The organism is Pseudomonas putida (assembly GCF_001941965.1).
GTDB classification, from domain to species: Bacteria; Pseudomonadota; Gammaproteobacteria; order Pseudomonadales; family Pseudomonadaceae; genus Aquipseudomonas; species Aquipseudomonas putida_L.
In genome coordinates this window covers 299,748-319,966 of the sequence record NZ_MKZO01000047.1, presented here as the reverse complement: position 1 = coordinate 319,966, position 20,219 = coordinate 299,748, and the positions used below count along the sequence as shown (strand labels likewise).

Here is a 20,219-nt window from a genome sequence, read left to right as displayed (position 1 = left end):
TGAGGCCCTCAGCCACACAGGAAACCTCAAGGCCCATCCCTGTACCCAAGATTCCACGAAGCCCGCAACGCCGCCTTCTTCAAGGCATGCACCTGCGCCGGGTCCACCTGGCGGGTGATGTTCTGCACCGTCGCCACCAACGCCACCGCGCCGATGAACTCGGCATTCAGCCCGAGGATCGGCGCGGCAATCGCCGAGATGCCCAGGGTCTCTTCCTCGATCGCCGCCGCCCAGCCCTGGGCCCTGACTTCTGCGACCTGGCGCTTGAGTTCCTGACGATCGGTCACGGTGTTCACCGTCACCGCCGGCAGCTCCGCCGCCCCCAGCTGATCCACCCCCAACTGCCGGGCAAAGGCCAGCGCCACCTTGCCCTGGGCATTGCAGTGCAACTGCAGCTCGGTGCCGGTGCGCACTCCAATCTCCAGCGCCGACTTGCCCAACTGGGTGTCCACCACCACCAGGCGCCGCCCCTGCAGGACCGAAAGCACCACCGACAGCCCCAGTTCGTCACGCAAATCGCGCAGGGCATCGGCCGAGGCGCTGAGCAGGTCGATGCCCCCCGCCGCCGCATGCCCCAGCACATAGGCCTGCACACCCAGGCGGTAGCGCGAGGTCTGCGGGTTCTGGCTGAGGTAACCGCGTTCCACCAGGGTTTTCAGATGGCGAAACACCGAACCCTTGGTCGTGCCCAGTTGCACCGCCAGCTCGCTGACGCCGATGTCCTCGCTGGCCCCCGCCACCCGCTCCAGCACATCCAGGGCGAGCTGCACCGAGCGCACGCCGCCCGAGGTCGTTTCTTCCTTCATCGTGAAGATCCCTGATTGGGTAGAAAAATGGACCGCGTTCGCATAGGCGAAACGCGACGATGGCCGGACTATCTCGCAGTTTCATGAAAGCTGACAAGCCCCGCTCCGGCCCGTCCAGGTCCACCCAGATGGCGTATTGCTACGCAACTACATGATTTAACGAGAATTATCCTTTTGCCTCGAACCATCATCATCTGGATAGTTCTTTCAGCGAAAAGCCATTCTTTTAAAAGAAACAAAAAGGATTTGACGAAATTTGCGACCAGTCGTAAAAATGAAACCACGTACCGCATACGCATACAAAAATCGCATCGAGGATAACGTCATGACAGCTCGTGGTTCGGCCCTGGCCCAGCGCGACATCGCCTACCATCTGCACCCCCAGACCAACCTGCGCCTGCACGAGGAGGTCGGGCCGCTGCTGATGGAACGTGGCGAGGGCATCTATGTGTTCGACGAACAGGGCCAGCGCTATATCGAAGGGATGTCCGGCCTGTGGTGCGCGACCCTGGGCTTCAGCCAGCCGCGCCTGGCCGAGGCGGCCTACCAGCAGTTGCTCAAGCTGCCCTACCAGCAGACCTTCGCCCACCGCAGCCACGGCCCGGCCGCTGACCTGGCCGCGCTGCTGATCGAGCACGCTCCCGCCGGCCTGACCAAGGCGGTGTTCCAGAGCTCCGGCTCGGAAGCCGTGGACACCGCGCTCAAGTTCGTCCGCTACTACCACACCGCGATCGGCAAGCCGGGCAAGACCCGCCTGATCGCCCGCCAGCGCAGCTACCACGGCACCACCCTGGCCGCCGCCAGCCTGACCGGCCTGCCGAACATGCACAAAGGCTGGGGCGAGCCCCTGGCCGACGTAATTCATGTGCGCTGCCCGCACCTGTATCGCCAAGGCCTGCCGGGGGAAAGCGAGGAAGCCTTCGCCACCCGCCTGGCCGAAGAACTGGAGCAGACCATTCTTGAAGCCGGCCCGGACACCATCGGTGCCTTCTTCGCCGAACCGGTGATGGGCACCGGCGGGGTGATCCTCCCGCCCGCCGGCTATTTCGCCAAGGTCCAGGCGGTGCTGCGCAAGTACGAGATTATGATGGTCGCCGACGAGGTGATCTGCGGTTTCGGCCGCACCGGCCACTACTGGGGTTGCGACGCCATGGGCATCGAGCCGGACATGCTGACCTGCGCCAAGGGCCTGTCGGCGGCGTTCCAGCCGATCTCGGCGCTGCTGGTCAGCGAGCGCATCTACCAGGTGATCGCCGATCAGAGCCAGGCCCTCGGCGGCCTGGGCCATGGCTACACCTACGGCGGCCATCCGGTGGCGGCGGCGGTGGCCCTGGAAACCCTCAAGCTCTACGACGAGCTGGATATCGTCGCCCATGTCCGCGACGTGGCCCCGGCGTTCCAGGCCGGCGTGCGCGCCCTGGCCGACCATCCGCTGGTGGGCGAGGCCCGCGGCATCGGCCTGATGGCGGCCCTGGAATTCGTCGCCGACAAGGACAGCCGCACGCCCTTCCCCGCCGAGCTGAAGATCGCCCAGCAGGTCAGCAACGCCCTGCAGCGCAACGGCATCCTCCTGCGCGCCCTCGGCGACACCCTGGTCATGGCGCCGCCGCTGATCGTCGATGGGCAGCAGATCGCGACTATCCTCAAGGCACTGACCCAGGCCCTGGACGACGTGCTGGCAGGTATCCGGCCATGATCGCCCAGGACCTCCGCCCCTTGCCCAAGGCTGCCATGAACACCGAGCCCGACGCCCCCGACCCGCTGGCCGACGCCCCGCTGCTGGTGCGTTTCGAGGAGGTCTGCAAGACCTACGACGAACGCGCCTGGGTGGTCGACAACCTGCACCTGGATATCCGCCAGGGCGAGTTCCTGTCCTTGCTCGGCCCCAGCGGCTCGGGCAAGACCACCACACTGATGATGCTCGCCGGCTTCGATGCCCCGGACCGCGGGCGCATCCTCATGGACGGCGCCGATATCAGCCGCCTGCCGGCCTACCGCCGCGATATGGGCGTGGTGTTCCAGAGCTACGCGCTGTTCCCGCATATGAGCGTGGCGCAGAACGTGGCCTTCCCTCTCAACCTGCGCAAGGTGGGTGCCGCCGAAACCCGTGAGCGGGTGCGCGAAGCCCTGGCCCTGGCGCGTCTCGAGGGTTTCGAGGACCGCCAGCCGGGCCAGCTCTCCGGCGGCCAGCAGCAACGGGTCGCCCTGGCCCGGGCCCTGGTCTACCGGCCGCGCATGCTGCTGATGGACGAACCCCTCGGCGCGCTGGACAAGGCCCTGCGCGAGCATATGCAGCTGGAGCTCAAGGCGATCCACAAGCAACTGGGCATCACCTTCATCTATGTCACCCATGACCAGGACGAGGCGATGACCATGTCCGACCGGGTGGCCGTGTTCAACGAAGGCCGCATCGCCCAGATCGCCGCGCCGCAGACCCTGTACAACCGCCCGGCGACGCGCTTCGTCGCCAACTTCCTCGGCGAGACCAACCTGCTGGAAGGCCGGGTGGTCAACAATGCCGACGGCTTCGCCACCCTGCGCCTCGACGAGGACGGCTCGCTGCACCACGCCCGCTGCGCCGACACCCGCCTGACCGTGGGCGACAGCGCAGCCCTGGCGATCCGCCCGGAAAACCTGCGCCTGGCCAGCGGCGACGAGCCGGCCGTGGCCGCGCGGGTGATCGACAGCATCTTCCATGGCGCCCACTGCCGCCTGCGCCTGCACATGGCCGGCGGCAGCGAGCTGTCGATGACCTACAACCCGGGCAGCCTCGGCCGCCCGGCGCCGCTGCCGGGCGAGGCCGTGACCCTCGGCGTGCCGCCGCAGCTGGCGATGATCCTGCGCTGATCCACTACAAGAACAAGCACCACCCGATTCGATGAACCGCTCTGACACTGCCGTCCAAAACCAATTTCAAAGGCTGGGAGTTCCATCATGTTCAGCACCCGCTCCGTCCGTCATTTCACCCTCACCCTCTGCGGCCTTGCCCTGTGTGCCGGCGCGGCCCAGGCCCGCGACCTGACCGTGGCCTCCTGGGGCGGCGCCTACCAGGACGTGCAACGCAAGATCTTCTTCGAGCCCTACAGCCAGGCCAGCGGCAACAAGGTGGTCGATGACAGCTGGGAAGGCGGCATCGGCCTGCTGCGCACCCGGGCCGAAGGCCAGGACGGCGGCTGGGACCTGGTCCAGGTGGAAGCCGAGGACCTGCAACTGGGTTGCGGCGAAGGCCTGTTCATGGCCCTGGACTTCAACCGCATTGGCGGCAAGGACAGCTACATCCCCAGCGCCGTCAGCGAATGCGGCGTGGGCAACGCGGTGTACAACTTCGTCATCGGCTACGACACCAGCAAGCTGTCCCGCGCCCCCACCGGCTGGGCGGATTTCTTCGACACCAGGACCTTCCCCGGCAAGCGCGCCCTGCGCCAGGGGCCCAAGGGCAACCTGGAAATCGCCCTGATGGCCGACGGCGTGGCCCCGGCCGAGGTGTACAAGACCCTCAACCTGCCCGGCGGCGTCGATCGCGCCTTCAAGAAGCTCGACAGCATCAAGGACCAACTGCTGTTCTGGAAAGCCGGCGGCCAGCCGATGCAACTGCTGGCCTCGGGCGAAGTGGCCATGACCACCTCCTACAACGGCCGGGTGACCAATGCCATCCGCCAGGACCACAAGCCCTTCGGCCTGGTCTGGAACCAGTCGCTGCAGACCATGGACAGCTGGGTGATCCTGGCCAACTCGCCTAACGAGGACAAGGCCTACGGCCTGCTCAAGGTGATGGGCGAAGGCGAGCACCAGAAGCTCTGGCCGGCCCTGCAACCTACCGGGATCACCTCGCGCAAAGGCATCGCCGACACTGACCCGGCCGCCCTGGCCGACTCGCCGAGCGCCCCGCAGAACGCCGCCAATGTGCTGGTGCTGGACGACAAGTTCTGGGTCGACCGCATCGACGAACTGAATGCCAAGTGGACCGCCTGGTCGGCCAAGTGACCCTTGCCACCGTTGCCGAGGAATCGACATGAGCGCTGTAGCCCTCACCCCTTCACTGCCAGTGGTCGCGCGCAAGGACCGCGCCGCCCTCTGGCGCGCCTATGGCCTGCTGGCGCCACTGGTACTGTTCCTGCTGCTGACCTTCGTCGGCCCGATCGGCACCTTGCTGTGGCGCGCCGTGGCCGACAACGAACTGCCCCAGGCCCTGCCCACCACCGCCCGCGCCCTGTCGGCGTGGGACGGGCGTTCGGCGCCGGACGAAACCCTGTTCAAACCCTTCGTCGCCGACCTGCGCCAGGCCAGCCCCCGCGACCTGGCGGCCCTGGCCCGGCGCCTGGCCTATGAAGCGCCGGCCCTGCGCAGCCTGCTGGCCACGGCCAAGCGCGAAGTCGCCGGCCTCGACGGCAGCGCCGCAGCCATGGGCGCCCTGGACCCGCGCTGGCTGGAAAACGCCACCTGGCAGACCTTCAAGCGCGCCGCCGGGCCGGTAGGCAGTTACCACCTGCTGTCGGCGGTGGACCTGAAGCACGACTACCAGCAGGGCCTGGTGAACAAGGACGAAGCGGGCCTGTACCGCTCGATCCTGGCGCGCACCTTCAGCATCGCCGCGCTCACCACCCTGTTCGGCGTGTTGCTGGCGTTCCCGCTGTGCGTGTTCCTCGACCGGCGCACGCCGCGCACGCGCAACCTGCTGCTGTTGATGATCCTGCTGCCGTTCTGGACCTCGATCCTGGTGCGGACCACGGCGTGGATGGTGCTGTTGCAGGACGGCGGCATGGTCAACGCCCTGCTCATGGCCCTGGGCTGGATCGACAGCCCGGTACACCTGCTCTACAACCGCTTCGGGGTGATCCTCGCCCTGGTCCATGTGATGTTGCCGTTCATGGTCTTCCCGCTGCTGGCGGCCATGGCCGGCTGCAACCGCCTGCTGGTGCAGGCCGCGTATTCCATGGGCGCGCGACCGCTGCGGGTGTTCTTCCAGGTCTACCTGCCGCAGGTACTGCCGGGGCTGGCGGCCGGGGCGCTGATGGTGTTCATCGTCACCCTTGGTTTCTACATCACCCCGGCGCTGCTGGGCGGGCCGGCGGACCAGATGATCAGCTTCTATATCGCCCAGTTCACCACCGGCACCCTCAACTGGGGCCTGGCCTCGGCCCTCGGCCTGGTGCTGCTGGTCGCCACCACCCTGCTCTACCTGATCCAGGCGCACCTGGCCAGGCGTGGCGCGCAAGGAGTCCAACGATGATCCGCAATCCCAACAGCGGCCGCCTGGCCTGGTTCGGCAACCTCGGGCTGTCGCTCAGTGGCTGGCTGGTGCTGGCCTTCCTTCTGCTGCCGATCCTGGTGGTGCTGCCGCTGTCGTTCAGCGACAGCCGCTATATGTCATTGCCGCTGGGCAACTTCACCCTGCACTGGTACGAGGCGTTCTTCGGCTCGGCGCAGTGGCTGGGGGCCTTGTTCAACAGCTTTGCGATTGCCGTGGCCAGTACCGTGCTGGCCGTGGTCCTGGGTGGACTGGCGGCGCTGGGCCTGCGCCATCCGGCGATGCCGGGCAAGCGGGTGATCGAGGTGCTGCTGATCGCGCCGATGATCGTCCCGGCGGTGATCGTCGGAGTGGGCATGTACTTCGTCTTCGCCAATGCCGGGCTGACCCGCAGTTATCTCGGGTTGATCCTGGCGCACACCACGCTGGCGGTGCCCTTCGTCATCGTCAACGTCGGCTCGGCGCTGGGGGGCTTGAACCAGCGCTTGCTGTGGGCAGCGGCGAGCATGGGCGCGACGCCGTGGATGACCCTGCGCAAGGTGACCTTGCCGCTGGTCTCGCCGGGGCTGATTTCCGGCGGGTTGTTTGCCTTCGCCACTTCGCTGGACGAAGTGGTGGTGACGCTGTTCCTCGCCGGGCCTGACCAGCGCACCTTGCCGCGGGAGATGTTCACCACGGCGCGGGAAGCGTTGAGCCCGGTGCTGCTATCGGCGGCGACGATCATGGTGCTGTTTGCCACGTTGCTGTTGCTGGTTTCGCGGTCGTTGAGCAAACGCTGAACTATCACTGACTTGCCGAGAACCCCTGTGGGAGCTGGCTTGCCAGCGATTTGGCCCGACCTGGCAACCTCTTTGTCCAGGCCGGCCTCATCGCTGGCAAGCCAGCTCCCACAAGGTCCGCGCCAAACACTGATCTGGGGACTGGCATAGAACCTGTGGGAGCTGGCTTGCCAGCGATTTGGCCCGACCTGGCAACCTCTTTGTCCAGGCCGGCCTCATCGCTGGCAAGCCAGCTCCCACAAGGTCCGCGCCAAACATTGATCTGGGGACTGGCATAGATCCTGTGGGAGCTGGCTTGCCAGCTCCCACAGGGTCTTCGGCTGCCTGGGAGATAGCGGTGAAAAACCCGCCGAAATGCCCCGCCAAGATCCTTGACAGCCCTCCCAACCCCTCCCTAACATCACCAACCAGAGAAACACTGTTTCTTCAAAAAGAACAAAACCCACATTGCTCACTGCCAACAACAATTCCCATAACAGAGAGACGCAATGAACCTGATCTCCCGCCGCACCTTCGCCAACGACCAGGACAGCATCCTGTACAACCGCATCGCCTGGCGCATCCTGCCGTTCCTTTTCGTGCTCTACGTGGTGGCCTTTCTCGACCGGGTCAACGTCGGCTTCGCCAAGCTGCAGATGGCCGCCGATATCGGCCTCAGCGACATGGCCTTCGGCTTCGGCGCCGGGGTGTTCTTCCTCGGCTACTGCCTGTTCGAGATCCCCAGCAACATGATGCTGCAGAAGGTCGGCGCACGGCTGTGGATCACCCGCATCATGGTGGCCTGGGGCATCATCTCGACCTCGATGATGTTCGTCTCCAGCCCCACCTCCTTCTACATCCTGCGCTTTCTCCTCGGCGTCGCCGAAGCCGGCTTCTACCCGGGCGTGGTGCTTTACCTGACCTACTGGCTGCCGTCCTATGCCCAGTCCCAGGGACTGGCCTGCCTGAGCCTCGGCGTGGGTATCGCCGGGGTGATCGGCGGGCCGCTGTCGGGCTGGATCATGCAGACCTTCGCCGGCATGGGCGGGCTGGCCGGCTGGCAGTGGCTGTTCCTCCTCGAAGGCCTGCCGGCGGTGATCCTCGGTATCGTGGTGTTCTTCTACCTGGATGACCGCCCGGGCAAGGTGCGCTGGCTGAGCAAGGAACAGAACGCCAAGGTGGTGGCCGACCTCGACCGTCAGCGCCAGAGCTTCGAAAAGGCCGGCGCCACCCACACCTTCGGCAGCGCCTTCCGCCACCGCGGCCTGTGGTGCCTGGTGTTCGTCAACTTCGCCCTGCTCTGCGGCACCTACGGCGTGTCGTTCTGGCTGCCGCAGATCATCCGCAGCCTGGGTGAACAGACCCTGCTGCAGACCGGGCTGATCTCCGCCATTCCCTTCGCCGTGGGCTCGGTGTGCATGCTGATCGTCGGCAAGCACTCCGACCGCACCCGCGAACGGCGCTGGCATGCCTCGCTGTCGATCCTCGCCGCCTGCCTCGGCCTGACCCTCAGCGCCGCCCTGCAGGCCAACCCGTTCCTGTGCCTGTTCAGCCTGTGCATCGCCATGGCCGGCTGCCTGTCGGCGTTCAACGTGCTCTGGGCGATCCCCGGCACCCTGCTGACCGGCAGCGCCACCGCCGCCGGCATCGCCCTGATGACCACCGTCGGCAACCTCGGCGGCTATGCCAGCCCGTTCATGATGGGCTGGGTCAAGCAGGCCAGCGGGCACCTCGAGTACGGCCTGTACATCCTCGCCGCACTGACTTTCGCCGCCGCCCTGGTGATGGCGCGCATGCGCCCGCAAAGCCAGCCCGCCGCCCTCGCCGCCTCGCACTAAGGAGCCCGCATGAGCGCTACCCGTTTTTTCCATGACGAACACTGTTTCTGGCACAGCGGCGGTATGTTCGCCCTGACCCTGCCGGTGGGCGGCTGGGTCGAACCGCCGTCCGGCTCGGCCCATGCCGAATCGCCGGAATCCAAGCGCCGCCTGAAGAACCTGGTGGAGGTTTCCGGCCTCGGTCGCCAGCTCACTCACCAGGGTGGCGAGCCGGTGAGCCTGGAGCAGATGCTGCGCGTGCACACCCCCGGCTACCTGGAGCGCTTCCGCCAGCTCTGCGAGAACGGCGGTGGCCTGCTCGATCCTGGCGCGCCGGTGGGTCCGGACACCTGGGCGGTGGCGCGGGTCTCCGCCGGGCTGGCCTGCAACGCCGTCGGCCAGGTGCTGCGCGGTGAATGCCGCAATGCCTACGTGCTGAGCCGGCCACCGGGGCACCACTGTCTCGCCGACCAGGCCATGGGCTTCTGCTACCTGAACAATATCGCCATCGCCATCGAGGAAGCCCGGGCGCAACTGGGCCCGCTGCGGGTCGCGGTGCTGGACTGGGACGTGCACCACGGCAACGGTACCCAGTCGATCTACTACGAGCGCGACGACGTGCTGACCCTGTCGATCCACCAGCAGCGCGCCTACCCTCGCGGCTATACCGGTGAAGAGGACGTCGGCAGTGGCGCCGGCCATGGCTGCAACCTGAATATCGCCCTGCCACCAGGCAGCGGCCACGAGGCCTACGTACATGCGATGAACAGCGTGGTGGTCCCGGCCCTGGAAGCCTTCGAGCCGCAACTGATCATCGTCGCCTGCGGCTTCGACGCCAACGGTGTGGACCCGCTGGGGCGCATGCTCCTGCACAGCGACAGCTTCCGCGAGCTGACCCGCATCACCCGGGAAGTCGCCGAGCGGGTGTGCCAGGGCAAGCTGGTGCTGGTCCATGAAGGCGGCTACGCCGAAGCCTACGTGCCGTTCTGCGGCCTGGCGGTGATCGAGGAACTGGCCGGCATCCGCACGGCAGTGGCCGACCCGATGCTGGACATGCTGGTCGCCCAGCAGCCAGACGCGCATAACGTGGCGCACCAGTGCGAGGTGATCGACCGCGGCGCGCGGCTCTGGCGACAGCAGGTCGAGCGATCTCACTGAGGTAAAACCTTCCCTTTCTACAACCCTGCGGTCCACGCCCTGTTCCGATCCCGGAGCAGGCCGCGTGCCCGCGCACCTGCCTGGAAACCTAAAACAATGAATGGCAAAACCCTTCTCGCCCTGGCGATTCCCTGCGCCCTTCCCTTCAACGCCCTGGCCGAGGGCGGCGGCTTCGTCGAGGACGCGCACTTGTCGATCAAGGCGCGCAACTTCTACATGAACCGCAACTTCCTCGACGACCGCACGTCGCAGAACTACTCGGAGGAATGGGCCCAGGGCTTTATCGGCATCTTCGAATCCGGCTTCACCCAGGGCACCGTCGGCTTCGGCGTGGATGCCATCGGCCTGCTGGGGATCAAGCTCGACACCGGCAACGGCCGCAAGGGTGGCGGCACCCTGCTGCTGGAAGAGGACAGCGACGGCGCCAAGGGCAGCTACGGCTACGGTGGCGCGGCGGTGAAAGCGAAGTTCTCCAACACTGTGCTCAAGTACGGCGACCAGTTGATGAACCTGCCGGTACTGGCCACCAGCGACAACCGCCTGCTCCCGGAAACCACCCAGGGCTGGCTGCTGACCAGCAAGGAAATTGACGGCCTGACCTTGCATGCGGGGCACTTCACCGCCCTGCGCAGCCGGGACCAGAGTGAGCATGACAGCGGCGGCATGACCACGGTGGACCTGGTCGGCGGCAACTACCAGTTCAACCGCGACCTCAGCGCCCGTCTCTATCACTCGGACGTCGACGACTACTGGCGCAAGACCTACGCCGGCGCCACCGCGCTATGGCAGCTGGCGCCGAACTGGCTGGGCAAGTTCGACTTCAACGGCTATGACACCCGCAGCCAGGGCCGTGAGCTGGGCGGCAAGCTGGACAACCGCATCTGGAGCCTGTCGGCGACCCTGAGCACCGGCCCCCACAGCGTGATGATCGCCCACCAGCGGGTCAGCGGGGATGGCAACTACACCTATGGGGTGGACGGCAACAGCACGGTGTTCCTGGCCAACTCGGTGCAGTATTCGGACTTCAACTACGAGAACGAGCGCTCGTGGCAGGCGCGTTATGACTTCGATTTTGCGGCGGTGGGGGTGCCGGGGCTGAGCTTCATGACCCGGTATCTGCGCGGTACCGATTTCCATACGGCGCAGACCACTGACGGCAAGGCCTGGGAACGGGATATCGAGCTGAAGTATGTGGTGCAGTCGGGGGCGGCGAAGGATCTGTCGATGCGTGTGCGCCAGGCGAGCTTCCGCAGTGCGGACCGGGGGCTGAACTTCAATGAGGTGAGGTTGATTACCGAGTATCCGTTGAACATCTTCTGAGGATTCAAGGGCCTCATCGCTGGCAAGCCAGCTCCCACAGGGACCGCGTGCACCGCTAAACCTGTGGGAGCTGGCTTGCCAGCGATTGCGGTTCTACAAGCGCTGATAAGTCCCCGCATGCAACCGCTCGCTGATCTCCGCCGCCGCCGATTGCAGCTCCCGCAGCATCGCCGCCGGGGGTGGTGACGGGATCGCCGCGCTCGGCCCGACAATGCCGATGGTCCCGACGATCTGGTCGTTCTCCCTGAACAACGGGCAGCACAAGGCATTGATCCCCAGGGTCACCTCCCCGTCCGCATCGTCATACAGCCGCTGCCGAATCAGCTCAAGACGCGCCGCCAACTGCTCCGGCTCATGCAGGGTACGCTCGGTCAGCTGCGGCATCTTGCGCCGCATCACCCGCTGCTGGCTGGCCGCATCGGCAAACGCCAGCACCGTCCGGCCCTGGGCCGAGCAGTACGGCAGCACACGGTTGCCCGGCTTGACCGAGATGCACACGTTGGCCTTGGATTCGACGCAGGACACCACCAGCGCCGTGTCGTGGGTGGCCACGGCGAGCAGCGCGGTCTGACCGGTGGCATCGCGGATACGGGTGAGATAGGGGTCGGCGATGGCGCGCAGGTCGAACTGCTCGCCGGCCGCCTCGCCATAGGCCACCAGGCGCGCACCGAGCATGTACTTCTCGCTGGCCGGATCCTGTTCGAGGATGCCCAGCTGGCGCATCGAGGCGAGGTGGCGGTAGGTACGCGGCTTGGCGGTCTGCAGCAGTTGCGCCAGTTCGGTCACGCCCAGGGGACGGCGGGCGGCGGTGAGTTCATCGAGCAGGCGGAAAACCATTTCCACCGACTCCAGCAGCGCAGGACCGCTGCTGGGCTTTTCTTCATTCTGGTCCAATCGATCACCTCGTACCGGTAACGGGAAAGTGATCGATTGTATCGCTGCGCGAAACGCTTGTGTTGGTGCGCAACACTAAATTGCTGAAGGTTGGCCGACTCGCTGTGCCTGTCCGCTGCCCGGAGTCTTCACCGAGAACATCGCCAGCGCGCCGAGTACGGTCATCACCGCCAGCACGTACAGACCGTATTCCAGGTGCCCGCTGCTCTGCTTGACCCAGCCCATCATGAACGGGCTGGCATAGCCGCCGAGGTTGCCGATGGTGGCGATCAGGGCGATGCCCGCCGCCGCCGCAGTCCCGGTTAGCAATACGCCTGGCAAGGCCCAGAGCACGCAGAACCCGGCCAGGCCACCGGACATCGCCAGGCTCAGCCCGGCCAGGGACAGCACCGGCTGGTCATGGAAGAACGCCGCCATCGCCAGCCCCGCCGCCGAGGCCAGGTTGCATAGGGTGCCGTGCCAGCGCCGCTCGCGGGTGCGGTCGGAATGGCGGCTGACCAGGATCATCACCACCGAGGCGATGGCGAACGGGATCGCGGCGATAAAGCCGGTGCGGGTGAGGCTCTCGATCCCCAGGTTGCGGACGATCTGCGGCAGCCAGAACGACACGCCATACGTGCCGCAGAGCAAGGCGAAGTTCACGTAGATCAGGCGCCACAGGTCCTTGTTGACGAAGGCCGCGCGGAAGTTGTGCCTGGCACCGGCCTGCTCCTGCTGGCGACGCTGTTCGGCCAGCTGGCGCACTACCCGCTCGTTCTGCTCCGGGGTCAGCCAGTGCACCTTGCCGGGACGATCATCCAGGTAGAAGAACACCACGATGCCGAGGATCACCGCCGGCATCCCTTCGAGCAGGAACAGCCATTGCCAGCCGGCCATGCCCGCCACGCCGGCGAAGGTCTGCATGATCCAGCCCGACAGCGGGCTGCCGATCACCCCGGCCATGGCGATGCCGAGGTTGAACCAGGCCATGCCCTGGGAACGGGCGTGGGACGGGAACCAGTAGGTCATGTACAGGACCACGCCGGGATAGAAACCGGCCTCGGCCATGCCCAGGAGAAAACGCAACACGTAGAACTGGTTCGGCGTGCTGACGAACATCATCGACACCGAGAGCAGCCCCCACATCACCATGATCCGGGTGATCCAGAAACGCGCCCCGACCCGCTGCAGCATCATGTTGCTGGGGATCTCGCACAGGCAGTAGCCGATGAAGAAGACCCCGGCACCGAAGCCGAAGGCCAGGTCGCTGAGGCCGATATCGGCGGACATCTGCAACTTGGCGAAGCCAACGTTGACCCGGTCGAGGAAGGCGATGATGTACAGCACGAAGAGAAACGGCAGCAGCCGCCAGGCAATGCGGTTGTAGAGCTGGCTGTCCTGCTCGTTGTCGAAGGTATTGCGGGCTATGAGGTTCATCGCGGCACTCTTGTAATTGTTGTCTCGGCGAAGGGTGTAAAGCGCATCCGTGCGGGCCGGCGTCAGCGCCGGCCTGAAGAACCTCCGGTCATGCCTGGGCGGCGAGGATGAAATCCGCGCAGCGCTCGCCGATCATGATGCTCGGCGCATTGGTATTGCCACTGACGATCGTCGGCATGATCGAGGCGTCGGCCACGCGCAGGCCCTTGATCCCGTGCACGCGCAGGTCAGGAGCGACCACCGCATCCCGGCCCTGGCCCATGCGGCAGGTGCCGGCGGGGTGGAACACGGTCTTGGCGACCATGCGCACATAGTCCTCGAACACTTCGTCGGGAACATCGTCCTCTTCCGGTAGCAGCAGCATGCTTTCCACCAGGGAGGCCAGGGCCGGGGCACGGAGGATGCGGCGAGCCATCTTTACTCCGGCGACCATGGTACGCATGTCTTCCGGGTCGCTGAGGTAGTTGGCGTTGAGCGCCACCTCGTCCTGCGGGTCGGCGCTTTTCAGGCGCAGGCGCCCACGGGAACGGGGACGCAGGGCGCAGGGGTTGATGGAAACACCATGGCCGTCCGGCGGCAGGCGGTCGATATCGCCGACCAGCGCCGGAACAACATGGAACTGCACGTCCGGGCGACCGCAACCGGTGGCATCGACGAAAGCACCGCTTTCCACCACATTGGAACTGAGCAGGCCGCGGCGCGAGGCCAGGTACTTGAGGCCGTGGCCGAGGGCACGCAGGCCGCGGTCATGTCCGAGCAGGCTGTCGGGCGTGCGGATACGGGCGTAGACCGAGGCGCTGAGGTGGTCCTGGAAGTTCTCGCCGACACCGGGCAGGTCGAGGCGCACCGGGATGCCCAGTTCGTCCAGGTGGGCACGGGGGCCGATGCCCGAGAGCATCAGCAGTTTCGGCGAGGCGATGGCCCCGGCGCTGACGATCACTTCGGCGCTGGCGCGGAAGCTGACGGTGGCGCCACGGCTGTCCACGGCCTCGACACCGACCACGCGCTCGCCTTCGAACAGCAGGCGGGTGGCGAGGGTTTCGGTCATTACGGTCAGGCGCGGATCACCGCGCAACGGCTTGAGATAGGACACCGCCGAGCTGGCCCGACGGCCCTGGCTGGTGGTGGTCTGGTAGAAGCCGGCGCCTTCCTGGCGGGCGCCATTGAAGTCGTCGTTGGCCGGGACCCCGGCCTCCACGGCGGCGCTGACGAAGGCTTCGCTCAGCGGGTGGCGGTGGCGTGGGTCGCTGACCTTGAGCGGCCCGGCCTGGCCGTGGAGTTGGCCGCCGAGACGGGCGTTGTCCTCGCAGCGACGGAATACCGGGAGCACGTCGTCCCAGCCCCAGCCGGGGCAGCCGCTGGCCTTCCACTCGTCATAGTCCTCGGCCTGGCCGCGAATATAGATCATCGCGTTGACCGCGCTGCCGCCGCCCAGGGTACGGCCCTGGGGGATGAAGACCTGGCGCTGGTTGACGAAGGGTTCCGGCTCGGTGCGGTACATCCAGGTACGGCGGGTGCCGTGGACACGGATGAAGGTGCCGGGGATATGGATATAGGGATGGTTGTCGGCGGGGCCGGCTTCCAGCAGCAGCACGCGGCGCCCGGCCCGGGCCAGGCGCGCGCTGAGGGCGCAGCCGGCGGAACCGGCGCCGATCACGATGTAGTCGAAGGTTTGCATTGTTCTTGTTCTCGCCATAAGTCGTTGGACTCAAGAAGCGGGAGCGGCGCGGACCTTGTGGGAGCTGGCTTGCCAGCGATGACGTCAGTGAATTCACTATCGCTATCGCTGGCAAGCCAGCTCCCACAGGTTCCCTGCTAGCTCAGGAGGTCATGTGCTCGATCAGCCCACCTGGCTGACGAACTTGGTGGTGAAGTAGGCGTCCAGCCCTTCGCTGCCGCCCTCGCTGCCATAGCCGCTGTCCTTCACACCGCCGAACGGCGTTTCCGGCGCGGCCAGGCCGAAGTGGTTGATCGAGACCATCCCCGACTCCAGTTCGTCAGCGAGCAAGGTGGCGCGCTGGATCGAACGGGTGAAGGCGAACGCAGCCAGGCCAAACGGCAGGCTGTTGGCCTTGTCGATCACGTCCTCCAACGTGGAGAAACGCACGATCGAGGCGATCGGTCCGAACGGCTCTTCGCTCATGACCCGGGCATTCTCCGGCACGCCCGTCAGCACCGTGGCCGGATAGAAGAAGCCCTCGCCCTCCCCGCGCTGACCGCCCAGGGCCAGTTGTGCCCCCACCGCCAGGGCATCGTCGACATACTCCTGCACCGCCGCCACCCGCCGCGGGTTGGCCAGCGGGCCGAGCTGGCTGGACGGGTCCTGGCCATCGCCCATCTTCAAACCGGCACCGGCACGGCAGAAGGCCGCGACGAACTGGTCGTACACCGCATCCTGCACATAGAAACGGGTCGGCGAGGCGCAGATCTGCCCGCCGTTGCGGAATTTCAGGCCAGCGCCCAGCGCGGCCACCGCCTCGACATCGACGTCATCGCAAACGATGAACGGCGCATGCCCGCCCAGCTCCAGGGTGCAGCGCTTGAGGTACTGCCCGGCCAGAGCGCCCAGCGCACGCCCCACCGGCACGGAACCGGTGAAGGACACCTTGCGGATCACCTCGGAACGGATCAGGTAGTCGGACACCTCCGCCGGCACGCCGAACACCAGGTTCAGCACGCCCGGCGGCACCCCGGCATCCTGAAACGCGCGGCACAGCTCGATGCAGGACGACGGGGTTTCCTCCGGGCCCTTGGCGATGATCGAGCAACCTGCCGCCAGCGCCCCGGCGATCTTGCGCACCAGCTGGCTGACCGGGAAGTTCCACGGGCTGAACGCCGCCACCGGGCCGATCGGCTCGCGCAGCACCACCTGGCGCACGCCACGGGCACGCGGCGGAATCACCCGGCCGTAGGCGCGCCGCCCCTCTTCGGCGTACCAGTCGATATGGTCGCCGGCACCGAAAGCTTCCATCTTCGCCTCGGCCAGCGGCTTGCCCTGCTCCAGGGTAATCAGCGCGGCGATTTCATCGGAACGCTCGCGCACCAGGTCGGCGGCACGGCGCAGCACCTTGGAGCGCTCGTAGGCCGAGACCTTGCGCCAGGCCTGGAAACCGCGCTGGGCAGCGGCCAGGGCGCGGTCCAGATCGGCAGTGGAGGCCAGGCCCAGGCGGGCGATCAGCTCGCCCGTGGCGGGGTTGAACACATCGGCCTGGCGCTCATGGCCACCTGCCGACCATTGACCATCGATAAGAAGAGACTCGATAACGCGCATGGACCAACTCCTCCAGAGCTTTCTATTTCTTGCATAGAAATGTTGTTTTGGTGTGCGACACATCCTATGAGGCGATCCGAGCACCTGTCAAGGCATGAAAAAGGCACTTGACCGGCGCTGCCAGCGAGGATTAGCTTTATCGAACAGCGAAACAATATTCCTACAAAAGAAATACAATACGGAGTGATACCGATGAGCCTCGCCCAAGCCCTGCTGCATAACTGGAACGATCTGCCCCGCGAAGTGGTACGCAAGGGCGTGGAGCGCGTCGCCTTCCGCGGCGACGACACCCTGTGCGTGATGAACTGGCTGAGCCCGGGTATGGATGTCTTCCCCCACAGCCACACCTTCGAGCAACTGGTGATCATCGTGCAGGGCCGGGTGCGCTTTCACCTGGACGACGAGGTGGTCGAGGGCGGCCCCGGCAGCATGATCCGCATCCCGCCGCACGTGGTGCACTACGCCGAGCCGCTGGGTGACGAGGTGGTGATGAACCTCGACGTGTTCTCGCCGATCCGCGACGACTACCGCCACCTGATCGAATACCAGGCCACCGAGTTCGCCAACGTGGAAGCCTCGGCATGATCAGCCCGACCTTCACCCAGCGCCTGCGCGCCGGGGACACCCTGCTGACCAGTTTTATCAAGACCCCGGCCCATGCCGTGGTGGAGATCGCCGGGGATGCCGGGCTGGACGGTGTGGTGCTGGACACCGAGCACGCACCCTTCGATGCCGCCAGCCTGGACCGCACCCTGCTCGCCTGCCGTGCCGCTTCAGTGGCGGGCTTGGTGCGAGTAGCCGACCAGCGCCCGGCCACCCTGCTCCAGGCCCTGGACCTGGGCGCCGACGGCCTGGTGCTGCCGCATATCGTCGGCGCCGAACAAGCCCGCCACGTGCTGGCCGCGACCCGTTATCGCGACGGTTGCCGGGGCTTCTCCAACTCGCCCCGGGCCGGTGGTTATGGCCGCGCCAACCTGGCCGAGCACCTGGCGGCGGAAGACGGTCGCCACGCCATGGTCGCGCAGATCGAGGACCGTGAAGCGCTGGACAACCTGGCGGCCATCGCCGCCGTCGCCGAGATCGACTGCCTGCTGGTGGGGCGTGCCGACCTCAGCGTGTCCCTCGGCGCCAGCCGCCTCGACGATCCCCGGGTCGAGGACGCCACCCTGCGTGCCATCGATGCCGCCCGCAGCGCCGGCAAGACCGCCGGGATCTTCGTCGCCAGCCTCGAGGATCTCGACCGTTTCGCCGAACGCGGCGTGACCCTGTTCATTCTCGGCTCCGACCAGGCGCTGCTGCGCGCCGGCTGGAGCCAACAGGTCAGGCACCTGCGCAACCGCGCCCGCTGACCCCACCCGACAATAAAAAAGAGGTACCTGCCATGAATGCCATCCTGACCCCGACTGCCAGCGAAGAACGCCAGGCCCGCATCAACGACCTGCTGCGCGGCGCCATCGACCTGCACTGCCACAGCGGCCCTTCGGTGATGCCGCGCTACTGCGACCATATCGAAGCCATGCGCGAAGCCTCCGAGGCCGGGCTCAAGGCCGTGTTGCTCAAGGACCACTACTACAGTTGCACGCCGGTCACCACCCTGCTCAACAAGCACTTCAGTGAACTCGACGTGCACATGCTCTCCGGCGTGCCGCTGAACAACTCGGTGGGCGGCCTCAACGTGCATGCGGTGGAGCACGGCCTGAACCTGGGCGCCAAGCTGGTGTGGATGCCGACCTTCTCCTCGGCCAACCACATTGCCCACCATCACCAGGACGTGAAGTTCGTCGAGAAATTCCCCCAGACCACCCAGCGCATGCTGCAGCCGATCCCGCTGACCGTGCTCGATGACGACGGCAAGCTGAAGGAAGAGGTCAAGGCCATCCTCGACCTGATCGCCGCCCAGGACGTGGTGCTCTCCGCCGGGCACCTGAATATCCGCGAGATCTGGCCGCTGTTCGAGGAAGCGCGCAAGCGCGGGGTCAAGCGCCTGCTGGTCAACCACCCGACTTATGTCGTGGACGCCACCCTCGACGACATGCGCCAGCTGGCCAGGGAAGGCGTGTTCATGGAGCACTCGATGTGCATGTGGGTCCCGGGCTCCAAGTTCAAGTTCTATGACGACACCTTCCTGCGCCAGGTGATCGAGGCCGGCACCATCGACCTCACCATCCTCGGTTCCGACCTTGGCCAGCAGGGCAACCCGAGCATCGCCGACGGTTTCCGCAACGTGATCGGCCAGTTGCTCGACCTGGAATACAGCGACGCCGATATCCGCAAGATGATCTCCGGCAACGCCGCCCGGCTGATGAACCTGTGAGCGCCGTCATGACCCGACTCACCACCCGCATCGGCAACCTGACCCTGAAGAACCCGGTGATCTGCGGCGCCGGCGAGCAGACCATGACCGCCGAGGCGATCCGCGCCGCCCTGCACAGCGGCGCCGGGGCGGTGGTGGCGAAATCCACCAACGAGTCCCAGGCCGCCAAGGCCCAGCTGGACAAGACCGACTACGTGCTGCTGGACAGCCACTGGCGGCGCCTGCCGTGGAACTTCGCGCCGCCGGCCGATGCCCATCTGTTCGGGCGCTCCGGGCTGGTCCAGCGGGACTTCGACCAGTGGCTGGAAGAACTGGCCGGGCTCGACCGCGAAGCGCGGATGCTGGACAGCTATGTGGTGCCGAGCCTGATCCTCAGCGACCTGGAGCAATGCGCCGAATTTGCCCGGCGCATCGAGCAGGCCGGGTTGCGGGTGCTGGAGCTGAATATCGGTGCGCCCCATGGCGAGGAAGCGGCCAAGGGCGCCATCGTCCTGGAACGTGGCGCGGCGCGGATCGAGACGATCGTCCGCAGGATCCGCGAAGCGACCCGCCTGCCGCTGTGGATCAAGCTCACCGGGCAAAGCGAGGATGTCGTCGGCCTGGCCCAGGCGGCACGCCGTGGCGGGGCTGACAGCGTGGTGATGATGGGGCGCTTCATGGGCTTCCTGCCGGACCTCGACACCGGTTTGCCGCTGCTGGGCACCAGTGCCGCCATCGGCGGTGCCTGGGCCCTGCCCCTCACGGCGCGCTGGCTGATGCTGACGCGCAAGGCCATGGCCGATGACTATCCGCTGATCGCCACCAATGGTGCGCGCAACGGGCTGGATGTGGCGCGCTTCCTGTTGGCCGGGGCCTGTGCCACGGAGATGACGTCGGCGGTGTTTACCGGCGGCTATGAAGTCCTGAGCCGGGCCGTCGAGGAGCTGGATGCCTACGTCGCCAGTCGCGACAGCAGTGTCGAGGCCTTGCTCGGCAGTGCGGCGGATCGGGTCGAGAGCTACCAGCAACAGGCCGACCGACCGGGCTGGTGGCAGGGCTTCGCCCCAAAGCCGACGGGGTCTCCCGAGTGAAGCGGTTGTGTCGGGAGATCACTGAGAGTTGGCGGATGCTGGCACCCTGAGAGGTTGAGAGTGTTCTTCAGGGCCTCATCGCTGGCAAGCCAGCTCCCACAGGTTCAGCGGCGCACGCGATACCTGTGGGAGCTGGCTTGCCAGCGA

17 protein-coding genes are annotated in these 20,219 nt (G+C 66.3%); 12 read left to right on the top strand and 5 right to left on the bottom strand.

All coding sequences use genetic code 11. The features are described from left to right. Positions 1–26: 26 nt before the first annotated feature. The gene (locus tag PSEMO_RS24815) at positions 27–806 is read right to left on the bottom strand and encodes an IclR family transcriptional regulator (protein WP_075805576.1); all 780 of its coding nucleotides are present in this window, start codon (positions 804–806) and stop codon (positions 27–29) included. 325 nt (positions 807–1,131) lie between these two features. Between PSEMO_RS24815 and PSEMO_RS24810 the strand changes: the two genes are divergently transcribed. From PSEMO_RS24810 to PSEMO_RS24775, 8 genes are all read left to right on the top strand, one after another. After that, positions 1,132–2,502 (top strand): aminotransferase, encoded by a 1,371-nt coding sequence (locus PSEMO_RS24810; protein ID WP_075805575.1) that lies wholly within the window; start codon positions 1,132–1,134, stop codon positions 2,500–2,502. Between the two features lie 35 nt (positions 2,503–2,537). Then, a complete protein-coding gene (locus PSEMO_RS24805; protein WP_178392055.1) occupies positions 2,538–3,653 on the top strand; it encodes an ABC transporter ATP-binding protein in 1,116 nt (371 codons plus the stop codon). Between the two features lie 87 nt (positions 3,654–3,740). Then, positions 3,741–4,790, top strand: a complete 1,050-nt coding sequence (locus PSEMO_RS24800; RefSeq protein WP_075805574.1) for an ABC transporter substrate-binding protein — start codon at positions 3,741–3,743, stop codon at positions 4,788–4,790. Positions 4,791–4,818: 28 nt separating this feature from the next. Further along, positions 4,819–6,036: an ABC transporter permease gene (locus PSEMO_RS24795; protein WP_075805573.1), complete on the top strand. Its 1,218-nt coding sequence runs from the start codon at positions 4,819–4,821 to the stop codon at positions 6,034–6,036. Further along, positions 6,033–6,833, top strand: a complete 801-nt coding sequence (locus tag PSEMO_RS24790) for an ABC transporter permease (RefSeq protein ID WP_075805572.1) — start codon at positions 6,033–6,035, stop codon at positions 6,831–6,833. The genes PSEMO_RS24795 and PSEMO_RS24790 overlap by 4 nt, the downstream gene beginning before the upstream one ends. Positions 6,834–7,321: 488 nt before the next feature. Beyond that, positions 7,322–8,650, top strand: a complete 1,329-nt coding sequence (locus PSEMO_RS24785; RefSeq protein WP_075805571.1) for an MFS transporter — start codon at positions 7,322–7,324, stop codon at positions 8,648–8,650. Between the two features lie 9 nt (positions 8,651–8,659). Then, positions 8,660–9,787, top strand: a complete 1,128-nt coding sequence (locus PSEMO_RS24780) for a class II histone deacetylase (protein WP_075805570.1) — start codon at positions 8,660–8,662, stop codon at positions 9,785–9,787. A gap of 96 nt (positions 9,788–9,883) precedes the next feature. Then, positions 9,884–11,107, top strand: coding sequence for an OprD family porin (locus PSEMO_RS24775; protein ID WP_075805569.1), 1,224 nt, complete (start codon positions 9,884–9,886; stop codon positions 11,105–11,107). A gap of 93 nt (positions 11,108–11,200) precedes the next feature. Here PSEMO_RS24775 and PSEMO_RS24770 read toward each other — a convergent pair whose 3' ends face one another. The 4 genes from PSEMO_RS24770 to PSEMO_RS24755 form a co-directional block, all read right to left on the bottom strand. After that, positions 11,201–12,001 (bottom strand): IclR family transcriptional regulator, encoded by an 801-nt coding sequence (locus PSEMO_RS24770; protein ID WP_075805568.1) that lies wholly within the window; start codon positions 11,999–12,001, stop codon positions 11,201–11,203. A gap of 75 nt (positions 12,002–12,076) precedes the next feature. Then, positions 12,077–13,417, bottom strand: coding sequence for an MFS transporter (locus PSEMO_RS24765; RefSeq protein WP_075805567.1), 1,341 nt, complete (start codon positions 13,415–13,417; stop codon positions 12,077–12,079). An 88-nt stretch (positions 13,418–13,505) separates the two neighbouring features. Continuing rightward, complete coding sequence (locus PSEMO_RS24760; RefSeq protein WP_075805566.1) at positions 13,506–15,095, bottom strand: GMC family oxidoreductase; 1,590 nt, start codon at positions 15,093–15,095, stop codon at positions 13,506–13,508. 162 nt (positions 15,096–15,257) lie between these two features. Beyond that, positions 15,258–16,688, bottom strand: a complete 1,431-nt coding sequence (locus PSEMO_RS24755; protein ID WP_075805565.1) for an NAD-dependent succinate-semialdehyde dehydrogenase — start codon at positions 16,686–16,688, stop codon at positions 15,258–15,260. 192 nt (positions 16,689–16,880) lie between these two features. Between PSEMO_RS24755 and PSEMO_RS24750 the strand changes: the two genes are divergently transcribed. The 4 genes from PSEMO_RS24750 to PSEMO_RS24735 are packed head-to-tail and all read left to right on the top strand — an operon-like array spanning position 16,881 to position 20,072. Continuing rightward, positions 16,881–17,273 (top strand): cupin domain-containing protein, encoded by a 393-nt coding sequence (locus PSEMO_RS24750; RefSeq protein WP_075805564.1) that lies wholly within the window; start codon positions 16,881–16,883, stop codon positions 17,271–17,273. After that, positions 17,270–18,037, top strand: coding sequence for an HpcH/HpaI aldolase family protein (locus PSEMO_RS24745; RefSeq protein ID WP_075805563.1), 768 nt, complete (start codon positions 17,270–17,272; stop codon positions 18,035–18,037). The genes PSEMO_RS24750 and PSEMO_RS24745 overlap by 4 nt, the downstream gene beginning before the upstream one ends. Before the next feature lie 32 nt (positions 18,038–18,069). Continuing rightward, entirely contained in the window at positions 18,070–19,002 is a 933-nt protein-coding gene (locus PSEMO_RS24740; protein ID WP_075805562.1) for a DUF6282 family protein, read from the top strand. Positions 19,003–19,010: 8 nt separating this feature from the next. Then, on the top strand, positions 19,011–20,072 hold the full coding sequence (locus PSEMO_RS24735) for a dihydroorotate dehydrogenase (RefSeq protein WP_075805623.1): 1,062 nt from the start codon (positions 19,011–19,013) through the stop codon (positions 20,070–20,072). Positions 20,073–20,219 lie beyond the last annotated feature (147 nt).

What these genes read in the sequence shown, in the direction of transcription:
- PSEMO_RS24815 (WP_075805576.1), bottom strand. Translation starts at nt 806, where the DNA reads ATGAAGGAAGAAACGACCTCGGGCGGCGTGCGCTCGGTGCAGCTCGCC.
- PSEMO_RS24810 (WP_075805575.1), top strand. Translation starts at nt 1,132, where the DNA reads ATGACAGCTCGTGGTTCGGCCCTGGCCCAGCGCGACATCGCCTACCAT.
- PSEMO_RS24805 (WP_178392055.1), top strand. Translation starts at nt 2,538, where the DNA reads ATGAACACCGAGCCCGACGCCCCCGACCCGCTGGCCGACGCCCCGCTG.
- PSEMO_RS24800 (WP_075805574.1), top strand. Translation starts at nt 3,741, where the DNA reads ATGTTCAGCACCCGCTCCGTCCGTCATTTCACCCTCACCCTCTGCGGC.
- PSEMO_RS24795 (WP_075805573.1), top strand. Translation starts at nt 4,819, where the DNA reads ATGAGCGCTGTAGCCCTCACCCCTTCACTGCCAGTGGTCGCGCGCAAG.
- PSEMO_RS24790 (WP_075805572.1), top strand. Translation starts at nt 6,033, where the DNA reads ATGATCCGCAATCCCAACAGCGGCCGCCTGGCCTGGTTCGGCAACCTC.
- PSEMO_RS24785 (WP_075805571.1), top strand. Translation starts at nt 7,322, where the DNA reads ATGAACCTGATCTCCCGCCGCACCTTCGCCAACGACCAGGACAGCATC.
- PSEMO_RS24780 (WP_075805570.1), top strand. Translation starts at nt 8,660, where the DNA reads ATGAGCGCTACCCGTTTTTTCCATGACGAACACTGTTTCTGGCACAGC.
- PSEMO_RS24775 (WP_075805569.1), top strand. Translation starts at nt 9,884, where the DNA reads ATGAATGGCAAAACCCTTCTCGCCCTGGCGATTCCCTGCGCCCTTCCC.
- PSEMO_RS24765 (WP_075805567.1), bottom strand. Translation starts at nt 13,417, where the DNA reads ATGAACCTCATAGCCCGCAATACCTTCGACAACGAGCAGGACAGCCAG.
- PSEMO_RS24760 (WP_075805566.1), bottom strand. Translation starts at nt 15,095, where the DNA reads ATGCAAACCTTCGACTACATCGTGATCGGCGCCGGTTCCGCCGGCTGC.
- PSEMO_RS24755 (WP_075805565.1), bottom strand. Translation starts at nt 16,688, where the DNA reads ATGCGCGTTATCGAGTCTCTTCTTATCGATGGTCAATGGTCGGCAGGT.
- PSEMO_RS24750 (WP_075805564.1), top strand. Translation starts at nt 16,881, where the DNA reads ATGAGCCTCGCCCAAGCCCTGCTGCATAACTGGAACGATCTGCCCCGC.
- PSEMO_RS24745 (WP_075805563.1), top strand. Translation starts at nt 17,270, where the DNA reads ATGATCAGCCCGACCTTCACCCAGCGCCTGCGCGCCGGGGACACCCTG.
- PSEMO_RS24740 (WP_075805562.1), top strand. Translation starts at nt 18,070, where the DNA reads ATGAATGCCATCCTGACCCCGACTGCCAGCGAAGAACGCCAGGCCCGC.
- PSEMO_RS24735 (WP_075805623.1), top strand. Translation starts at nt 19,011, where the DNA reads ATGACCCGACTCACCACCCGCATCGGCAACCTGACCCTGAAGAACCCG.